This is a genomic window from Orrella marina (genome assembly GCF_003058465.1).
Lineage (GTDB): Bacteria > Pseudomonadota > Gammaproteobacteria > Burkholderiales > Burkholderiaceae_B > Algicoccus > Algicoccus marinus.
On the sequence record NZ_CP028901.1, the window covers coordinates 3,513,593 to 3,530,290 of the forward strand.

General features: G+C 55.9%; 18 protein-coding genes. 11 read left to right on the forward strand and 7 right to left on the reverse strand.

Going from position 1 to position 16,698, the window contains the following annotated elements; genetic code table 11:
* Window positions 1–12: 12 nt before the first annotated feature.
* From DBV39_RS15995 to DBV39_RS16015, 5 genes are all read left to right on the forward strand, one after another.
* On the forward strand, window positions 13–699 hold the full coding sequence (locus DBV39_RS15995) for a response regulator (RefSeq protein WP_108622390.1): 687 nt from the start codon (window positions 13–15) through the stop codon (window positions 697–699).
* Window positions 696–2,075 (forward strand): Trk system potassium transporter TrkA, encoded by a 1,380-nt coding sequence (gene trkA / locus DBV39_RS16000; RefSeq protein ID WP_108622391.1) that lies wholly within the window; start codon window positions 696–698, stop codon window positions 2,073–2,075. The genes DBV39_RS15995 and trkA overlap by 4 nt, the downstream gene beginning before the upstream one ends.
* Before the next feature lie 6 nt (window positions 2,076–2,081).
* Entirely contained in the window at window positions 2,082–3,551 is a 1,470-nt protein-coding gene (locus DBV39_RS16005; RefSeq protein ID WP_108622392.1) for a TrkH family potassium uptake protein, read from the forward strand.
* A gap of 93 nt (window positions 3,552–3,644) precedes the next feature.
* Complete coding sequence (locus DBV39_RS16010) at window positions 3,645–4,475, forward strand: sulfite exporter TauE/SafE family protein (protein ID WP_108622393.1); 831 nt, start codon at window positions 3,645–3,647, stop codon at window positions 4,473–4,475.
* A 246-nt stretch (window positions 4,476–4,721) separates the two neighbouring features.
* On the forward strand, window positions 4,722–5,966 hold the full coding sequence (locus DBV39_RS16015; RefSeq protein ID WP_108622394.1) for a glutamate-cysteine ligase family protein: 1,245 nt from the start codon (window positions 4,722–4,724) through the stop codon (window positions 5,964–5,966).
* Here DBV39_RS16015 and DBV39_RS16020 read toward each other — a convergent pair.
* A complete protein-coding gene (locus DBV39_RS16020) occupies window positions 5,850–6,767 on the reverse strand; it encodes a methyltransferase domain-containing protein (RefSeq protein ID WP_108622395.1) in 918 nt (305 codons plus the stop codon). The genes DBV39_RS16015 and DBV39_RS16020 overlap by 117 nt on opposite strands.
* Window positions 6,768–7,226: 459 nt before the next feature.
* Between DBV39_RS16020 and DBV39_RS16025 the strand changes: the two genes are divergently transcribed.
* Together DBV39_RS16025 and DBV39_RS16030 are read left to right on the forward strand one after the other, a co-directional pair.
* Entirely contained in the window at window positions 7,227–7,694 is a 468-nt protein-coding gene (locus tag DBV39_RS16025) for a hypothetical protein (RefSeq protein WP_159079000.1), read from the forward strand.
* Window positions 7,672–8,142, forward strand: coding sequence for a tRNA (cytidine(34)-2'-O)-methyltransferase (locus tag DBV39_RS16030; RefSeq protein ID WP_108622397.1), 471 nt, complete (start codon window positions 7,672–7,674; stop codon window positions 8,140–8,142). The genes DBV39_RS16025 and DBV39_RS16030 overlap by 23 nt, the downstream gene beginning before the upstream one ends.
* A 42-nt stretch (window positions 8,143–8,184) precedes the next feature.
* Here DBV39_RS16030 and DBV39_RS16035 read toward each other — a convergent pair whose 3' ends face one another.
* The 4 genes from DBV39_RS16035 to DBV39_RS16050 all read right to left on the reverse strand — a co-directional run bounded on the left by DBV39_RS16035 (window position 8,185) and on the right by DBV39_RS16050 (window position 10,708).
* On the reverse strand, window positions 8,185–9,246 hold the full coding sequence (locus tag DBV39_RS16035) for an NAD(P)H-dependent glycerol-3-phosphate dehydrogenase (protein WP_108622398.1): 1,062 nt from the start codon (window positions 9,244–9,246) through the stop codon (window positions 8,185–8,187).
* 98 nt (window positions 9,247–9,344) lie between these two features.
* Entirely contained in the window at window positions 9,345–9,878 is a 534-nt protein-coding gene (gene secB, locus DBV39_RS16040) for a protein-export chaperone SecB (RefSeq protein WP_108622399.1), read from the reverse strand.
* 101 nt (window positions 9,879–9,979) lie between these two features.
* Entirely contained in the window at window positions 9,980–10,243 is a 264-nt protein-coding gene (gene grxC / locus DBV39_RS16045) for a glutaredoxin 3 (protein ID WP_108622400.1), read from the reverse strand.
* A gap of 51 nt (window positions 10,244–10,294) precedes the next feature.
* The gene (locus DBV39_RS16050; RefSeq protein WP_227870677.1) at window positions 10,295–10,708 is read right to left on the reverse strand and encodes a rhodanese-like domain-containing protein; all 414 of its coding nucleotides are present in this window, start codon (window positions 10,706–10,708) and stop codon (window positions 10,295–10,297) included.
* An 89-nt stretch (window positions 10,709–10,797) separates the two neighbouring features.
* Between DBV39_RS16050 and gpmA the strand changes: the two genes are divergently transcribed.
* From gpmA to DBV39_RS16070, 4 genes are read left to right on the forward strand one after another with little or no spacing between them, the layout of a single operon-like run.
* Window positions 10,798–11,550 (forward strand): 2,3-diphosphoglycerate-dependent phosphoglycerate mutase, encoded by a 753-nt coding sequence (gene gpmA / locus DBV39_RS16055; protein WP_108622401.1) that lies wholly within the window; start codon window positions 10,798–10,800, stop codon window positions 11,548–11,550.
* A 5-nt stretch (window positions 11,551–11,555) separates the two neighbouring features.
* The gene (locus DBV39_RS16060) at window positions 11,556–12,764 is read left to right on the forward strand and encodes a murein hydrolase activator EnvC family protein (protein ID WP_108622402.1); all 1,209 of its coding nucleotides are present in this window, start codon (window positions 11,556–11,558) and stop codon (window positions 12,762–12,764) included.
* Between the two features lie 51 nt (window positions 12,765–12,815).
* The gene (locus tag DBV39_RS16065) at window positions 12,816–14,225 is read left to right on the forward strand and encodes a S41 family peptidase (RefSeq protein ID WP_108622403.1); all 1,410 of its coding nucleotides are present in this window, start codon (window positions 12,816–12,818) and stop codon (window positions 14,223–14,225) included.
* 12 nt (window positions 14,226–14,237) lie between these two features.
* On the forward strand, window positions 14,238–14,990 hold the full coding sequence (locus tag DBV39_RS16070; RefSeq protein WP_108623329.1) for a HesA/MoeB/ThiF family protein: 753 nt from the start codon (window positions 14,238–14,240) through the stop codon (window positions 14,988–14,990).
* A gap of 16 nt (window positions 14,991–15,006) precedes the next feature.
* Here the strand turns inward: DBV39_RS16070 and DBV39_RS16075 are convergent, their stop codons facing one another.
* Both DBV39_RS16075 and argB read right to left on the reverse strand, forming a co-directional pair.
* Complete coding sequence (locus tag DBV39_RS16075; protein ID WP_108622404.1) at window positions 15,007–15,795, reverse strand: pyrimidine 5'-nucleotidase; 789 nt, start codon at window positions 15,793–15,795, stop codon at window positions 15,007–15,009.
* Window positions 15,795–16,694 carry an acetylglutamate kinase gene (gene argB, locus DBV39_RS16080; RefSeq protein ID WP_108622405.1) on the reverse strand — a complete coding sequence of 300 codons (900 nt, stop codon included), beginning with the start codon at window positions 16,692–16,694 and terminating at the stop codon, window positions 15,795–15,797. Before argB ends, DBV39_RS16075 begins: the two co-directional genes overlap by 1 nt.
* Between the last annotated feature and the right edge of the window lie 4 nt (window positions 16,695–16,698).

Below are 16,698 nucleotides of genomic sequence, written 5' to 3' on the forward strand. Positions count from 1 at the left end.
TAAAAAGAAACTATGGCCCGCATTCTGGTGGTCGACGATGAAGTCGGCATTCGTGAGTTGCTCTTCGAGATCCTGTACGACGAGGGGCACACTGTTGAAATGGCCGAGAACGCCGCGCAGGCACGTGCAGCGCGCGCTCGGATTCGTCCCGATCTTGTTTTGCTTGATATCTGGATGCCCGATACCGACGGCGTGACGCTGTTGCGGGAGTGGGGCTCACAGGGGTTGCTCGACATGCCCGTCATCATGATGAGTGGTCACGCAACAATCGATACGGCAGTCGAGGCGACACGTATCGGGGCTGTGGATTTTCTGGAGAAACCGATCACCCTTCAGCGCTTGTTAAAGACCATCTCCTCGGCTTTGAGCAGGCCCTTCAAGCCCACGCTTGGAAAAGTGACGCCGGTCCCACCTCCGCCGACGGCGCAAGTGATCGCACCGCCACCGCTGGCCAATCCATTTGCCGAACCGCCCGAAGAAAAGAAGCCGGAAGGCCCGTCGAATCTGCTTGGAAATATCTCGCTCGATCAACCGCTGCGTGATGCGCGTGACGAGTTTGAGCGCGTTTACTTCGAGTACCATCTCGCCCGGGAGAATTACAGCATGACACGTGTGTCTGAGCGTACCGGGCTTGAACGTACGCATCTCTACAGAAAACTCAAGCAACTTGGAATCGAATCGCGTAAGCGAGGATCATGAAAATCCTGATTGTCGGAGCAGGTCGGGTTGGCACCAGTGTCGCGGAGAACCTGGTGTCTGAACACAACGACATCACTGTCATCGATGCTGATGCAAGCCGGCTTTCTGACCTGCAGGAGCGGTTTGACCTTCGAGGCGTGGTGGGAGATGGTTCACTGGTCTCGTCACTCCGGCGCGCGGGAGCAGAGGATGCCGACATGCTGATTGCTTGCGCGGCCAGTGATGCGGTCAATCTGGTGACATGCAAGATTGCACGGATGGTGTTCAATGTTCCCCGTCGGGTTGCCCGAGTCCGCTCGTCCGAACTGCCGGCCATGCCAGAGCTGCTTGGAGAAGAAGGCTTTTGTGTCGATGCCGTAATCAGTCCAGAGGGCAGCGTTACATCGTACCTTCAGAAGCTGATCGAGTTTCCCGAAGCGTTGCAGGTTGTCGAGGTTGGCGATGGCCGGGTCAGTGTTATCACCATGCGGGTCGGTATTTCCGGCTTCATGGCCAATCACAAGCTTCAGGACCTCAGGGCGATGCGTCCGGATGTCAATGCACGTGTTGTCGATATCTTGCGAGGAGGGCGGCCCGTCACGGTGTCTCCCGATACCGTTCTGCTGCCTGGCGACGAGCTTTTGCTGATTGCAGATACCGAACACGCACACCAGGCTGTTCACCAGATGCACAAGAGCGTGGAGTCGGTGCGCCGGATCATGATTGCCGGTGGTGGCAACATCGGGGCTCGGGTGGCACGCAACCTGGCCGAGAACGGTTACAACGTGCGAATCATCGAGCAGAACATGTCACGTTGCGAGGAGCTCGCCAGTACGCTACCAGACAATGTTCTGGTCCTGCACGGCAATGGCACTGATGAGTCGCTACTGCAACGAGAAGGGATCGAGGACACCGACACCTGGCTTGCGCTGACCAGTGAGGACGAGGACAACATCATGTCTTCTCTGCTGGCCAAACGGATGGGTGCACGCAGAGTGATTGCGCTGATCAATCGTCAAGCTTACGGTGAACTCATGCAGGGCAGTCACATCGACATTGCTGTTTCACCCTCACAGGCCACCATGAGTGAGTTGCTTTGCTATGTCAGGCGTGGCGACATTGTGGCAGCGCACCGTCTTCGGGGCGGTGTCGCGGAAGTGCTGGAAATGGTTGCCCATGGTGACCGGAAATCCTCCAAGGTTGTCGGGCGAAGAATATCGGAGCTTGATTTGCCAAAAGGGGCCAGTATCGGTGCAATCGTGCGGGGAGACGAAATCATCATTTCAGATCCGAATGCCTTTATTGAGTCAGAAGATCATGTCATCGTGTTTGTGCCGACCAAGGCCAAGGTGGCCAAGGTCGAGAAGCTGTTTCAGGTATCTGCGTCGTTTTTTTGAGGATTCATGAAACGGTTTCTGGCGGTTGTCCACGTGCTCGGATTCACCATGGCACTGTTTGCCACGACGATGTTCGTGCCCATGGTCTGGTCCGTGATCCTGGAAGATGGGCAGCTGATGCTGTTCATACAGTCATTTGCGATTGCCTTGCTAATTGGTGTCGTCATGTGGCTTGGCACCCTCGCATATCGGGCTGAGCTGCGTCCGAGAGATGGTTTTCTGCTGGTTTCGATGGTGTGGTCGTTTCTGCCTCTGCTTGGCACCATTCCCCTGCTGCTGTACTTCAACGGCAACGGAATGCATTTGTCTTTCACGGACGCTTACTTCGAGTCGATGTCTGGACTGACAGCAACGGGCGGAACACTGTTATCGAACGTCGATGAGATGGCGCCTTCGGTCAACTTGTGGCGCTTCACCATGCATTGGGTCGGCGGGATGGGGATCATCGTGCTTGCGGTCGCAATTCTGCCTTTGCTGGGCGTGGGTGGTCATCAGGTGTTTCGCGCAGAAACACCGGGTCCCATGAAGGAAGAGAAACTCACACCACGTATCGCCAGCACTGCCAAGGCGCTGTATGCGATTTATTTTGGCCTGTCGATCGTCTGTTTTCTGGCATACCGCGCGGCCGGTATGTCCTGGTTTGATGCCTGGTGTCAGATGGCATCAACGGTTGCGCTTGGTGGCTTTTCGACACATGACTCAAGTTTTGCGTACTTTGACTCCCCGCTCATCGAAGCGATCTGCATCGTCTTCATGTTGCTGTCAGGAATCAATTTCGCGACACACTTCAAGGCCTTTCAGCAAGGCGGTATACGCGCCTACAGTCGATGTCCAGAGGCGATTCCCTTCGTCGCTACAGTGCTAGGCATGGGTGTCCTGATCGGCCTGTATCTGTGGGTGACAGATGTTTACCAGGATCCGTTAACTGCGCTCCGCTACGCAGTCTTCAACACGGTCTCGATTGCAACAACAGCCGGCTTTGCGAACACTGACTATGAACAATGGCCGTTGATTGCGCCACTGCTCATGATTCTCCTGGGGATGTTCAGCACGAGCTCAGGCTCGACGGGTGGTGGCATCAAAATGATCCGAGTGCTGATGCTGATCAAGCAGACGCGCCAGGAGATGATCGGTATCCTCCATCCGCATGCCGTAACCCCGGTTTTGCTCAAAGGCCGTCTTATCCCGGGAAAGGTTCTGACATCCGTGCTGGCCTTTATGCTCTTGTACGGCCTGTCGATTGCGGTGCTGGTTGCACTCATGCTGTTGAGCGGGGCTGAACCCAGGACCGCATTCACTGCGATCATCGCGTGTTTGAACAACATCGGACCAGGCTTGGGAGATGTTGGTCCTTCGAGCAATTATCTGAGCTTGAACGACTTCCAGATCTGGTTGTGCAGTTTTGCGATGATGATAGGGCGACTCGAGCTTTTCACGGTGCTAGTGCTGTTTACATCCGGCTTCTGGCGCAAGTAATGGATTCAGTTACTCAATCTGGCAAAAGGACGCGCTACGGAGCGCTACCCCGGTATACTTTCCGATTACTCTGAATCAAGACGACACCCAATCATGGAACCCTTGTTTTTTCTGGCTTACGCGATACTCGGTTGTGTCGCGGGCTTTGCAGCAGGACTGCTGGGCATTGGCGGCGGCATGTTGCTGGTACCGTTCATGACTGCATTGCTGACTGCGCAGGGACTGCCACTGGAGCTGGTTGTGCATGCCGCGATCGCCACCTCCATGGCATCCATCATCTTTACCTCCATGTCCAGTGTAAGAGCGCACCATCGGAAAGGCGCTGTACGCTGGGATCTGGTTCTGAGCTTCTCGCCAGGTATCGTGATTGGCGGATTGCTTGCAGGTGGTGCGGTATTTGCTGCCCTGAGAACAGGCTGGCTGGCCTTGGTGTTTGCTGTGTTCGTCGGTTATTCGGCGGTACAGATGGTCGCCAATCGCAAGCCCAAGCCGAGCCGTCAGATGCCAGGGCCCCTGGGAACAGGTGCTGCAGGTGCCGGTATCGGTTTTTTGTCGGGCCTGGTGGGTGCAGGTGGCGGGTTCGTTTCCGTGCCGTTCATGCTGTGGTGTAACGTGGCGTTGCACCAGGCGGTCGGAACCTCTGCCGCACTCGGGTTTCCGATTGCGGTTGCCAACACGATTGGTTATGTCTGGTCGGGCATGAATGCGACCGACCTGCCTCCCGGTATGATTGGTTATGTCTATTGGCCGGCTCTTCTGGTGTTGCTCTTCTTTAGCGTCATCTTTGCACCGATCGGCGCAAAGGTTGCCCACAAGTTGCCTGTACCGGCCCTGAAGAAAGTTTTTGCAGGACTTTTATTCATGCTGGCCATTTACATGCTTTACAAGGCTTCGGTCGCGTTTAACTGGTTCGGTAACTTTTAACTGACTGAGTGACCTGTTCCTGATCGATCAGGAACGGGGTAGGCTGGCCAGCTCTGAAGAGCGCACACCCGCAGATCGTCCCGGGGGATTGCTACACGGATCAAAACTCCGTGGCTTTTTCCCTTCAGTTGTAACAAGTGTGACTATTGCGTCACCAATTAATACGTAATTGAAACAATCCCGCAGGTATGATCCGCCACATGCATCCAAGTTTTATGGAATGCACTGTTAAATGGGAGGTGTCAATTGCGTATTCCATTCGAGTCTTCCATTGCTGGCATGTTCGGCCTTGCGCTTGAACTGCAGATTGTCGATCAGGAGAGTCAGGCGCTAGTACGTCGAGGTTCAGACATCATTGCCAGTCTCGACCAGTCCAGCCATGCCAGCCGTCGTGTTCGAACGGGCGCGCGACAGGACTTTCTGGAGCTGGTCTCCGGCGAACACGAGCATCCAGCCGGACTGCTTGCACAGATGAGCGAAATCCGATCGGAGGCGATTCGGTCTGCGCTGGCTAATCAGAGCTTTTTAAGTGGCGCAGGTGCGCATCCTGGCACATTCTGGATGGAGGCTAACGCAGTGCGACCGTCCGGTCAGGCGGTCGAGTCAGAGCTAGCGGCATCCTTTTACGCGGCGCGTGTGTTTGTTGGCGTGAAGTCCGGGGATGAAGCGATTCGACTGATTCGATTGCTGACACCGTATGTGCCGCATCTGATCGCCCTGTCTGCGAGCTCCCCTGTGATGACAGGCCAGTCCGTCGGTATGGTCTGCGCTCGACTGCTGTCCAGACTGGAGCGAGGCGGAACAACCAGTATGCCGACCAACATCCAGACCTGGGATGACTTTGAGCATTACATTGCACTCCTGGGCAGTGGGGGTCGGTCCGATCCGGCGGATCTTGGCTGGGACATGGTGCCGCGGCCCGAACTGGGGACGGTCGAAATACGGGTTATGGATGCTTCTCTGACCGTGGAAAGGGCGTGTTCCCTCGCCGGTTTTGTGCAGGCGCTTTCCCAATGGGTGCTGCGACAGGACGATATGCATTCCGTGAGTCCTTCGCTTCAGTCGGTCAATCGAGCCCAGGCTTGTTTCCTCGGGTTGAATGCAGACTATCTACGACTTGACGGCGGCCGTAGCGTGCCATTGCGCCAGGAACTGTTGGCTCTCATGGATGAAGTGTTGACCGTGGCTGACGAGATTGGCAGTGTCGATCAGATTGATGAGGTCGCGTCCTGGGTCCAGACGAGACGTTGTGATGCTGACTGGCTACACCAGCAAGCAATCCGTGTGACTCGACCCGAGGGCATAGTACAGAGAATGGTTGCACGATTCGACGCCTCACAGGGAAGCGACATCACATCTGATCTGGTGCACGCTTCAGAACTGAGGCCCTTTTCTTCTCAACGAATTCAGGCTGATCAGCGTTTCAGAGCCTTGCTGGCGAATCGCCTGGCGCCAGGCATGACCATAACTGACTTCGATCGTCAGCTTTAGGCGTCCGTCCGTGTCGGCTGTTGATTCGAGTGCGCGTTTGAGTTTTTCCAGCCATTGACGAGAAGGTAGTGCGCGCCGGCGTTCGCTGCTGGCGTTGCCACCGAGTGCTGCCACATCGCGCAACAAGGCGTCAGCGCTCCTGTAAGTGAGCGTCAGCGTCTCCTGATCCATGACAGGATCAGCAAACCCGTGTTCGACCAGCATGTCACCAAAGTCATGCATATCCACAAAGGGCATGGTGCTTGTGTCGAGATCGGCGTCTCTCAGGGCTGCGCGTAGTTCGATCGCGGTAGCCGGGCCATAACAGCTGAAGAATGCGAGGCCTTCTGGTCGAAGTATTCTGCCCCACTCTCGAATGACATCGTGGGGCTTCGGGTGCCAGTGCAAGGCGAGATTTGACCAGACCATGTCAAGAGACTCTGGCTCGAGACCGGTGGTCGCAAGATCGGCACAGACGGTTCTGTGCTTTTGCTGACCCTTCCATCGAGAAATCCAGCGACCGAACCCCTCTAGCCTGTAGGACTTTCGCAAGGCGGCGAGCAGGCGCGGGTTGTGATCCAGGCTGATGATGTTTGCCTGCGCAAACCGGTCTCGCAAAAGTTCCGTGCGTTCCCCTGCTCCGCAGCCAGCATCCAGAACGGTCTCAGGTTGAATCCGGATCAGTTTGAGTCGCTGGCGCATGCGTTCAGCAATTTCTGCGTGCAGGAAATCACCTGATTGCGGTCTACCGCGCCGGTCGAACTGCAGCATGACATCTTGCGCTCGAATGGCCAGATGTTTGGTGGTGGCTGAATCTGTCATAGTTCAAATGACGAGGGCGGCAATGTCCCTTCAAAATCTCCGGTTTGAGGAGTATTCAAGGGTGTCAGCATGCGTTGGCCTTTTCGTCGATCAAGAGAGTCAGAAAGCGTAGGTGCCTTTGGGGTGGGCGCAGGGCAAAAAGTCCCGGGTCGGCTGTCCGGGCTGTTCCGTTCAGGTATGCTGGCTGCACTGTCCGGTTGGCGTTATACGGAGTGTCCACTTTGCCTGGGGCCGTCCCGCCAGGGCAGAATGTGTCAAGGGTGCCTTGAAGATACGTTTCATGTTCGACAAGCACGCAACCTGTGCATCGGTTGCTCGGACGACCTCGATGACAGGCTATATTCTACGGCAGCTGAGAATGGTACCGTCAGACGCCGGCGTTGTCATTCATGCACAAGGGGCACAGCATCCTTTGACTGGTTGATTTGTGCGTTCGATGCCGGATTTCCCGTTGATCTGATGCTGGACCGTTTCACCGGACCGCGCACCGATCTGACGCTCGCCCCATTGATCGCAGAGCGCTTGCTGGATGCGATCAGGATGCAACTCGATGGCAGTGTTGCTTTGCCTTCAAACTGGATTGCTCTGCCTGTCGCACCTGACAGATTGCGTGCGTGTCAATGCAGTCCTGCTCGAGAGCTTGCACAGGCGCTGGGTCGCCAAAGCCTGACACCGGTTCGTGATCGATGGCTGACTCGCTACGAGTGGATGGATGACAGCGGATCGCAGACAAGGTTTGAGGCCAGTTCGGAAGTGCGCGGGCATATCGTGACCCTCGTGCTCGACAGGATGGAGTCGCGGGAACTGGTTGAGTCGGCCGCGAACGCGCTTCGAGTGGCTGGCGCGCAACAGATCGGGGTGGTTTGTGCGGCGCGAAATTCATCTGTCTGGCACAATCACGGCCATGTATCATGTGATCCTGGTTGAACCCGAAATCCCGCCTAATACAGGTAATGTCATCCGACTATGTGCAAACGTCGGTGCGCAGTTGCATCTCGTCAGGCCGCTTGGGTTTGAACTCGACGACAGACGCCTGCGCCGCGCCGGACTCGACTACCACGAGTGGCAGCCTGTGCTCATACATGATTCGCTGGCAGATGCTCTGGACGCCACTGCCGCCCCTGCTGATCGCCGGTTCTGCATGACTACGCGTGCGTCAAGGCTGATGCGCGCGGTTGAATTCAAGCCAGGCGATGTCTTTGTATTTGGACGGGAGACGGCAGGTCTTTCAGCAGAACATCTCAGTTTGTTTGAACCGCAGCAGCGATTGAGGTTGCCGATGCGTGCAGGTCAGCGTAGCCTCAACCTGTCAAACTCAGTTTCTGTCATCGTGTATGAGGCCTGGCGACAGAACGATTATCTTGACGGAGTCTGATCACACAAAGGATGGCGCCTGACGAACACTCGTGCTTGCACGTTACTCAGATTCTTGCCTGGCATCTCGTGCCATAAGTTGGGCGACGCACTGTTCGGGTGACATCGATTCGAACAGCACCCGGTTGATCGCTTGCGTGATCGGCATTGACACACCTAACGCCTGTGCTCGAGTCAGAACGGCGCGCGTGCAGCGTGCGCCCTCGGCTGTCATGCCGGCAGCGAGAACGTCCTGTGCTGACATGCCTTGCCCGATCGCAACACCAACTTGTCTGTTACGCGAAAGGTCTCCAGTAGCCGTTAGTACCAGATCGCCGAGGCCTGTCAGTCCGGGGAATGTACTTGCGCGCGCACCGAGCGCGACTCCGAACCGAGTCATCTCGGCAAGTCCCCGAGTGATGAGCGCTGCGCGGGCATTGTTTCCGAGTTTCAGTCCATCGGAGATACCGCAGGCGATCGCCATGATATTTTTGAGTGCGCCTCCCACGCAGACACCCATGACATCGGTCGAGCGATAGATACGAACGTTGCCTGTGTGGAGAGCATGTGTAACCGTTTCGCAAAGGGCCTGGCTCGCGCTCGCAATTGTCAGCGCGACGGGCAGATTTTGCGCAACTTCTCTGGCAAAGGAGGGACCTGACAGTGCTCCGAATGTAATCGGACGGCGAGCAGACTGCAGAGCGTACTCCACCATTTCCTGCGGCAACTCGGCGGTCTCGGCATCGAGTCCTTTGCATGTCCAGACCATGCCGGCAATCATGCCGTCGCAGGCATTGAGATAGTCAGTGATCTGCTGGCAGATTGCGCGCAATCCAGCGACGGGCGTGGCAAGAATGATCAGACCAGGATGCCGATCCTGCTGTGTTGGTGTCCAGGTAACGTGAGAAAGCGCCTGGTCCAGGTCTGGAGCATAGCCGAGTCGGGCGGGAAGGGTGATTCCTGGCAGATATCGATCATTCGTGCGCTGCGCCTGTATCGCGCGGGTTCTAGCCGGATCGCGGCCCCAAAGCAAAGTGGGTGACGTTCTGCTGGCTGCAGCAGCCAGTGCAGTTCCCCAGGCACCTGCGCCAAGCACGGCGACAGGAGGGTGATCCCCAATGCTCATGATTTGATTCCAGCGTTGATTCCAGGCGGCAGCGGTCTGGATCGGCAAGGCCACGGGGATGGGTTCATCTGGTGTGTGTGCCGATCATCCGTGCATGATTACTGGCGAGTTGCACCAGGGGGCAGAATAATGCCGGAGTCTGCCTGACCATTTGTCTGGCCACCTTGCTCTTTCTGCATCTCGGCGATGCGCTGTTGATACAGAGCCTGGAAGTTGACATCCGTCAGATGCAGGGGAGGCAGTGAAGCACGGGTGATGGCGTCTGCGACGTTCGCACGCAGATACGGGTACAGCATGGTCGGGCAGACGATGCCCAGCAAGGGATCCATTTGCTCCGCCGGGATGTTGGCCAGCTCAAAAATTCCGCCTTGTGTTGCCTCGATCAGATACAGAACCTTGTCATTGATCTTGGTTGTGACCGTGACGGTTACTGTTGCTTCGAACATGGTGTCCGCAATCCGCTGACCACCAATGCCGATGTTGACCTCGACTGCCGGCGCTTCCTGCTCAAGGAAGATGTGCGGGGCATTAGGCATCTCCAGCGACATGTCTTTGACGTAGACGCGCTGCAGGTTGAATGAAGGGGAGTCGGTTTGAGCACTGTTGTCAGCAGCTTTGTTCTGTTCAGCCATTCGGAAATCCAGTTAAAAAAGTTCGGGGTATGTGTGCTGTGAAGGTGTCGCGCGAGAGGTTCTGCAGAACCCGCATCGCTATGGCACATGTCATTGCCAGATCAATCCTTGCCTTCAAGCAAGGGCATGAGTTGTCCTGCCCGGTCCATCGCAGCGAGCTCATCATAACCGCCAACGTGCGTGTCGCCGATGTAGATCTGGGGAACTGTCCTGCGCTTGGTGCGCTCCATCATTTCTGTGCGCCGGGCTGTATCCTGGTCAATAAATACTTTCTCGATTGACGTGACGCCGCGTTTGGACAGCAATGCCTCTGCCATGTTGCAGTAAGGGCAATAGCCCGTGCAGTACATCAAAACGGGATTCATTCGATCTCCTGTTGGTTGTTCAGCGCTGCGGTGTACTTGCACCGCAGCTTTCTATCGTTTGGTCGATGTCGGCAGACCCGCGCTGACCCATGCGTTCAGGCCTCCTTCAAGCACAGACACGTTCGTGAATCCGGCCTGACGCAGCCTGGCTGCAGGGCCAACTGCGGTCTGGCCGCGATCGCAAGCCAGAATGATTGGTTTGTCCTTGGGCAGATTGGCCGTCTTCTTGTCCAGGTCTGCGAGAGGAATGTTACGTGATTGGGGGATGTGACCGTTCTGGTAGGTGGCCAGAGGGCGAATATCGATCACCATTGCATTCTGCTGGTTGATCATCTGTACGGCGGCTGTCGTGCCGACCACTGAGCCCGCGCGCTTGCGCTGGATGGTTGGCCAGATCAGCATGAGACCGGACAGGATGGCCGTGCCGATCAGCATCAGGTTGTTAGTTTCCAGGAAAAAGTCCACAGTTCCTCTTGAGGCAAGTGACGTCCATCACGGACAATGACAGGGATTATAAAATGAGCACACACATTTAACCGGAAACGACCACAGACATGTACAAACTCGTATTGATGCGCCATGGCGAAAGCCAGTGGAATCTGGAAAACCGATTCACCGGATGGACCGACGTTGATCTGACCGAAACAGGTCGGCAGCAAGCCTGGGAGGCTGGCAAGCTGCTTGAGCAGAAGGGGTACCAGTTTGATCTGGCGTTCACCTCTGTTCTGAAACGGGCCATTCGCACGCTCTGGATTACGCTTGACGCCATGGACCAGATGTACCTCCCTGTTCACAACAACTGGCGCCTGAACGAGCGTCATTACGGCGACCTGCAAGGTTTGAACAAGGCCGAGACCGCCGCAAAATTCGGAGATGAACAAGTTCTGATCTGGCGTCGCGCCTATGCGATCGCGCCTGAGCCGCTCGATGAAAACGACGAACGCCATCCGAAGTTTGATCCACGTTACGCACGCCTGAGCCCGGACCAGCTACCTGCGACCGAGTGTCTCAAGGATACAGTGCATCGCGTGCTCCCGTTCTGGAACGACTCGATCGCGCCAGCGATCAAGTCTGGACGCCGGGTGCTGGTGTCTGCGCATGGCAACAGCTTGCGAGCACTGATCAAGCACCTGGACAACGTTTCGGACGAGGATATTGTCAACATGAATATCCCTACCGGACAGCCGCTAGTTTACGAACTTGATGAACAACTCAAGCCGTTGCGTCATTACTACCTGGCTGATCCTGCAGTGATCGAGGCAGCCATGGCCGCGGTGGCAGCGCAGGGTAAAGCCAAGAAGGCTTGATCAGCATGATGCTGCGAACGCCTGGCAGGTTGGGATTGTGCTTGTTTGCGTGCCTGACGCTGACTGCAACAATGGCTCAGGCCCAGCCGCGCGATCTTGAGAAGGAGAAAGCCCAGGCAGTTCAGCAGCAGCAGGCATTGCGCAACAAGCTTGAATCGTTGCAAGGTCAACTCGCGAAGACACAACAGCAGCAGAGCCGTGCCGCGGATGCCTTGCAGAGGTCGGAAGTGGCGATCTCTGCGACAGTCCGTCGCCTTGAGAAGCTTGACGTGACACTCAGGCAGTTTGAGGCGGACCTGTCTGAGACTGAGAGCCGCATCGAAGTCGTCAATGAGCAGGTTGCTCTACAAAGTGAAGCACTGGCAAAGCAGTTGCGTGCCCAGTACAGTAGCGGTTTGAATGAGTGGAGTGCCTTGCTCGCAGGGGAGGATCCCCAGGCGCTTGGACGAGATCTGGGATATCTCGAGTTCGTGTCACGCTCCCGAACCGAAACTATAGAAAAGTTGCGCAACAATAAGAAGGAACTTTCCGCGCTCCGGGTCGCTCAAAATGCTCAGAAAGTCTCAATTGAGCAGACAAAAGAGATGCTCGCGCAGGAGCGTGAGTTGCTGGTTCAGGAAAAAGAGCAGCGACAGAAAGTGCTGGTGCAGATTGAAAAGCAGCTTGCACAGGAACGCTCTCAAGCCAGTCAGCTGGCAAAAGATGAGGAGCGTCTCTCACGTCTGATTCAGGGACTCTCGGTCGAGATCGAGCGCTGGCGGCAGGAACAGGCTCTCAAGACTCGGGAAGCCCGCGAGGCTGCACTGGCGACCCTGCCGCAAGGGAGTGGAGTCAAGAGGGGGATGAGTCGACCTGTGCAGGGGCGTACACTTGCGAGGTTTGGCTCTAAAAGGCCTGAAGGAGGGTCCTGGCGGGGTGTCCTGCTAGATGCCAGCGAAGGTGAGCCGGTGCGGGCGGTGGCGTCAGGCACGGTTGTGTTTTCTAAATGGCTCAGGGGGTTTGGAAATATCCTGATCATTGACCATGGCGATGATTTCCTGACTGTCTATGCATACAACCAGAGTCTGTTGAAAGATGCCGGGGATATTGTCGAGTCAGGTGATGTGGTTGCCAGTGCTGGCAATACAGGCGGTCAGCTTGAATCGGCCCTATACTTTGAACTCAGGCATCGAGGTAATCCGCTTGACCCGATGCTGTACTTTAAAAGCCAATAAGGCAGACCTGAGCCGGCAGATTGTCCGGGTCTGATCTGAAAGGAATAATTGATGACCAGTCGTCATTTGCGCAATCTTGGACTCGTTTGCTCCGGCCTTGTGGCGGGGGTCATGCTTAGCGTCGGCATTTCTGCCATGGCGCAGAAAAATTCGGCACCCTTGCCATTGGACGATTTGCGCCAGTTTTCGAATGTCTTTTCGGCTATCAAGTCGAATTATGTTGAGGATGTTACTGATCAGGATCTGATCCGCAGCGCAATTTCGGGCATGCTGACTGATCTGGATCCTCATTCTGCCTATCTTGACGAAGATGCTTTCAAGGAAATGAGGACTTCTACTCAGGGCGAGTTTGGCGGCCTGGGTATCGAAATCGGCTCCGAAGATGGCTTTGTGAAGGTCATTTCCCCTATAGAAGACACGCCGGCAGAAAGAGCTGGCATTCAGGCCGGTGACCTGATCATCAAGGTAGATGATACGTCGACCAAAGGGATGAGCCTGACCGAGGCCGTCAAGATGATGCGTGGACCGATCAAGACCCCCATCACATTGACCGTGCTGCGGCAGGGGCAGGATCAGCCCGTGGTGGTTGAGCTGATCCGTGACACGATCAAGGTTCGCAGTGTTCGCAGCAAGATGTTGCCTGACGACATTGGATATGTCCGGGTTGCCCAGTTCCAGGAGCGCACAGGTACTGATCTGGTGAGGCATTTGCGAGAGATCGGAGAGAAAGAGGCGCCCAAGGGGCTGATTCTTGATCTGAGAAATGACCCGGGCGGGCTGCTGTCGGGCGCGATTGGGGTGTCAGCTGCGTTTCTTGAACCCGATATGCTGGTTGTTTCGACCGATGGCAGGATTCCGGACTCGCGTCACAAGTATCTTGCCAACCCGGTCGACTATGCACGCGGTGAGCCGGATTATCTGAAAGACATGCCAGAATGGGTCAAGACAGTACCTATGGTTGTGCTTGTGAATGCGGGCTCAGCGTCTGCGTCCGAGATTGTCGCAGGGGCCTTGCAGGATCATGATCGTGCCACCATCATGGGTAACCAGACGTTTGGCAAGGGTTCGGTCCAGGTTATTCTGCCAGTGTCACAGGACACGGCAATCAAGCTCACAACCTCACGGTACTTCACACCTAATGGCAGGTCGATTCAGGCCAAAGGGATTGAGCCGGATATTTATGTAACAGATACTCGACAGGGCAATCTGTTCACAATTGCGCGCGAAGCAGATCTTCAGCGGCATCTGTCCAATGGTCAGGCTCAAGAAGAAAAGGCAAAGCCGAGTGGTTTCCGGCATGGTGCCAAGCCGGCTTCGGATAATGTGCCAACAGAGTTGCCCAAGCCGTTCCGGTTTGGTGAAGATGGTGATTTCCAGCTTGAACAGGCAGTCAATTTCCTGCAAGGAAAAGACGTTGATCCAGGCCCGGGTGACCCACAGGTCGCTGCCTCGAAAGACTGATTGCGCCTGCACATGCATGACGAACAGCTACTGCGCTATGCCCGCCATATCCTGCTGGACGATCTTGGGATAGAAGGGCAGGCGCGTCTGCTTGACAGCCGGGTGCTGGTGGTCGGTGCAGGCGGGCTGGGATCTCCTGTCTGTCTGTATCTGGCATCAGCCGGGGTGGGGCATATCGAGGTGGCAGACGATGACCACATCGAGTTGAGCAATTTGCAACGGCAAATCATGCACACTAGTGATCGTGTGGGCATGCTGAAGGTGGAATCAGCTCGCCAGGCAATGGTACAAATCAATCCGGATACGATCGTTACCACCCATGCGACCCGGCTCGATCAGGCGTTGCTCGACGAGAGGGTCGCACAGGTTGATCTGGTTCTGGATTGTTGTGACAACTTTGAAACCCGTCATGCCGTCAATCGCGCTTGCGTGAGAAATCAGGTTCCTCTGGTCTCTGGTGCTGCCTTACGGTACGACGGCCAGATTGCTGTCTACGATCCATGTGATGCTGAAAGTCCTTGCTACCACTGCCTCTTCCCGGAGGCAGAGGACGTCACCCCGACCAGTTGCGCGACGATGGGTGTTTTTGCTCCGCTCGTTGGTATTATCGGCAGTCTTCAGGCTGCCGAAGCCATCAAGGTCCTGACCGGGCTTGGTCGAACACTAAAAGGTCGGCTGGTGATGTTCGATGTGCGTTTGATGCACTGGCATGAAGTCAAGGTCCCGCGCGACCCACACTGTCCCGTCTGTAGCGATCGCCCTTAGCAACTGTCGCGTTTGCTTAATCACGGTGTAAATACGATGGCTCAGATAATGTGGATCTGCGGGTCAGCTTGCGTCGTCCCGTCAGCAAGTCCCGGATCTGATTGATGCGCAGGTCGACATAGTGAGGTCGGCCCTTTCTTCTGTGCGCAAAGGGCGTGCCTGGATGGTAAATGTGCACTGTGCGCAACCCGACTGCGCGAGCGGCTTTCAAGTTGCTGAGTGTATCTTCGATCAGAACGGTTCTACCTGGACGTGTCCCTTCACAAGCCAGTATGTGGCGCATCAGTGATACAGAGGGTTTAGGGCGGTAGTGTCCGTGAACCCGCATGTGCTCGACAGACCAGATGCTTTCGAAGTCTTTCAGGATGCCGAGGTGCATCAAAACGGCTTTGGCATAGTGCAGAGGCGCATTGGTGACCAGAACTTTGCGCCCGGGTAGCTTTCTGAAGCGGTGAGCCAATCCTTTCTCTGCTTTGATCAGGGGCCTGACATCAAAAGAGTGGCTGCGATAAAGAAACTGGTGGGGGTCGACATCATGGTGTTTGGCCAGTCCGATCATGGTGGCACCGTATTGCTCCCAGTATTTACGGCGTAGCTCATGTGCAGTGGTCTCATCGACGTTCAGACTTTCCATCACAGCTTCAGTCATGCCGACACTGATGTGCGCGAAGATCTTGTGGGAGGTGTCGTGCAGGGTGTTGTCCAGATCGAATAGCCACACCCAGTCATCAGGACGGTGACTTGATCTGTGAATGCTGGCCCTGCGAACGCGAGTCGCAGGGCGTGTCAGTTGCCTGTAAGACATTAGTGCGACGAGATCATGGTGCCTACGCCTCGATCAGTCAGTACTTCGAGCAACAGGCAGTGCGGCACCCGTCCATCGACGACATGCACGGATTTGACTCCGTTGCGGGCAGCGTCGAGTGCAGACGAGATCTTGGGCAGCATGCCACCGGATATCGTGCCGTCTTCGAACAATGCGTCAATTTTGCGAGCAGACAACTCGCCCAGCAAATTGCCATCTTTGTCGAGTACACCAGGGGTGTTGGTCATCATCAGCAGCTTTTCAGCGCCAAGCACTTCTGCGATCTTGCCCGCCACCACATCCGCGTTGATGTTGTACGCCAGACCATCCTCTCCAAATCCGATTGGTGAAATGACCGGTATGAACTGATCTTTCTGCAAGGCTTTAACCACAGCAGGATCGATCTGCGTGATGTCACCAACGAATCCGATATCAAACGGGTTCTCGGGGTCGTCCTTGTTCTCCATCAGCTTCTTGCGCGCCCGGATAAGTCCGCCGTCCTTTCCGGTCAGGCCGACGGCCTTTCCGCCCGCTTCGGTGATCATCATGACGATGTCTTGCTGGACCTGGCCACCAAGTACCCATTCAACCACTTCCATGGTTTCATGGTCGGTCACCCGCATTCCCTGCACAAAAGTTCCCTTCTTGCCAATCAGGTTCAGCGCCTGATCGATCTGCGGTCCGCCGCCATGCACGACCACCGGATTCATCCCGACAAGCTTCAACAGAACGACGTCATGCGCAAAACTTCGCTGCAGAACCTCTTCTGTCATGGCGTTGCCACCATACTTGATGACGATCGTTCTGCCATGGAATTGTCGGATATACGGCAGTGATTCTGACAGAACCCGGGCAACGAGATCCGGAGCGAGTGCGAGGGAGTCAGCGGAGTTCGACATGGCG

What these genes read in the sequence shown, in the direction of transcription:
- DBV39_RS16065 (WP_108622403.1), top strand. Translation starts at nt 12,816, where the DNA reads ATGACCAGTCGTCATTTGCGCAATCTTGGACTCGTTTGCTCCGGCCTT.
- DBV39_RS16020 (WP_108622395.1), bottom strand. Translation starts at nt 6,767, where the DNA reads ATGACAGATTCAGCCACCACCAAACATCTGGCCATTCGAGCGCAAGAT.
- DBV39_RS16030 (WP_108622397.1), top strand. Translation starts at nt 7,672, where the DNA reads ATGTATCATGTGATCCTGGTTGAACCCGAAATCCCGCCTAATACAGGT.
- DBV39_RS16060 (WP_108622402.1), top strand. Translation starts at nt 11,556, where the DNA reads ATGATGCTGCGAACGCCTGGCAGGTTGGGATTGTGCTTGTTTGCGTGC.
- DBV39_RS16025 (WP_159079000.1), top strand. Translation starts at nt 7,227, where the DNA reads ATGCTGGACCGTTTCACCGGACCGCGCACCGATCTGACGCTCGCCCCA.
- argB (WP_108622405.1), bottom strand. Translation starts at nt 16,694, where the DNA reads ATGTCGAACTCCGCTGACTCCCTCGCACTCGCTCCGGATCTCGTTGCC.
- DBV39_RS16010 (WP_108622393.1), top strand. Translation starts at nt 3,645, where the DNA reads ATGGAACCCTTGTTTTTTCTGGCTTACGCGATACTCGGTTGTGTCGCG.
- trkA (WP_108622391.1), top strand. Translation starts at nt 696, where the DNA reads ATGAAAATCCTGATTGTCGGAGCAGGTCGGGTTGGCACCAGTGTCGCG.
- grxC (WP_108622400.1), bottom strand. Translation starts at nt 10,243, where the DNA reads ATGAATCCCGTTTTGATGTACTGCACGGGCTATTGCCCTTACTGCAAC.
- DBV39_RS16005 (WP_108622392.1), top strand. Translation starts at nt 2,082, where the DNA reads ATGAAACGGTTTCTGGCGGTTGTCCACGTGCTCGGATTCACCATGGCA.
- secB (WP_108622399.1), bottom strand. Translation starts at nt 9,878, where the DNA reads ATGGCTGAACAGAACAAAGCTGCTGACAACAGTGCTCAAACCGACTCC.
- gpmA (WP_108622401.1), top strand. Translation starts at nt 10,798, where the DNA reads ATGTACAAACTCGTATTGATGCGCCATGGCGAAAGCCAGTGGAATCTG.
- DBV39_RS16070 (WP_108623329.1), top strand. Translation starts at nt 14,238, where the DNA reads ATGCATGACGAACAGCTACTGCGCTATGCCCGCCATATCCTGCTGGAC.
- DBV39_RS16035 (WP_108622398.1), bottom strand. Translation starts at nt 9,246, where the DNA reads ATGAGCATTGGGGATCACCCTCCTGTCGCCGTGCTTGGCGCAGGTGCC.
- DBV39_RS16075 (WP_108622404.1), bottom strand. Translation starts at nt 15,795, where the DNA reads ATGTCTTACAGGCAACTGACACGCCCTGCGACTCGCGTTCGCAGGGCC.
- DBV39_RS15995 (WP_108622390.1), top strand. Translation starts at nt 13, where the DNA reads ATGGCCCGCATTCTGGTGGTCGACGATGAAGTCGGCATTCGTGAGTTG.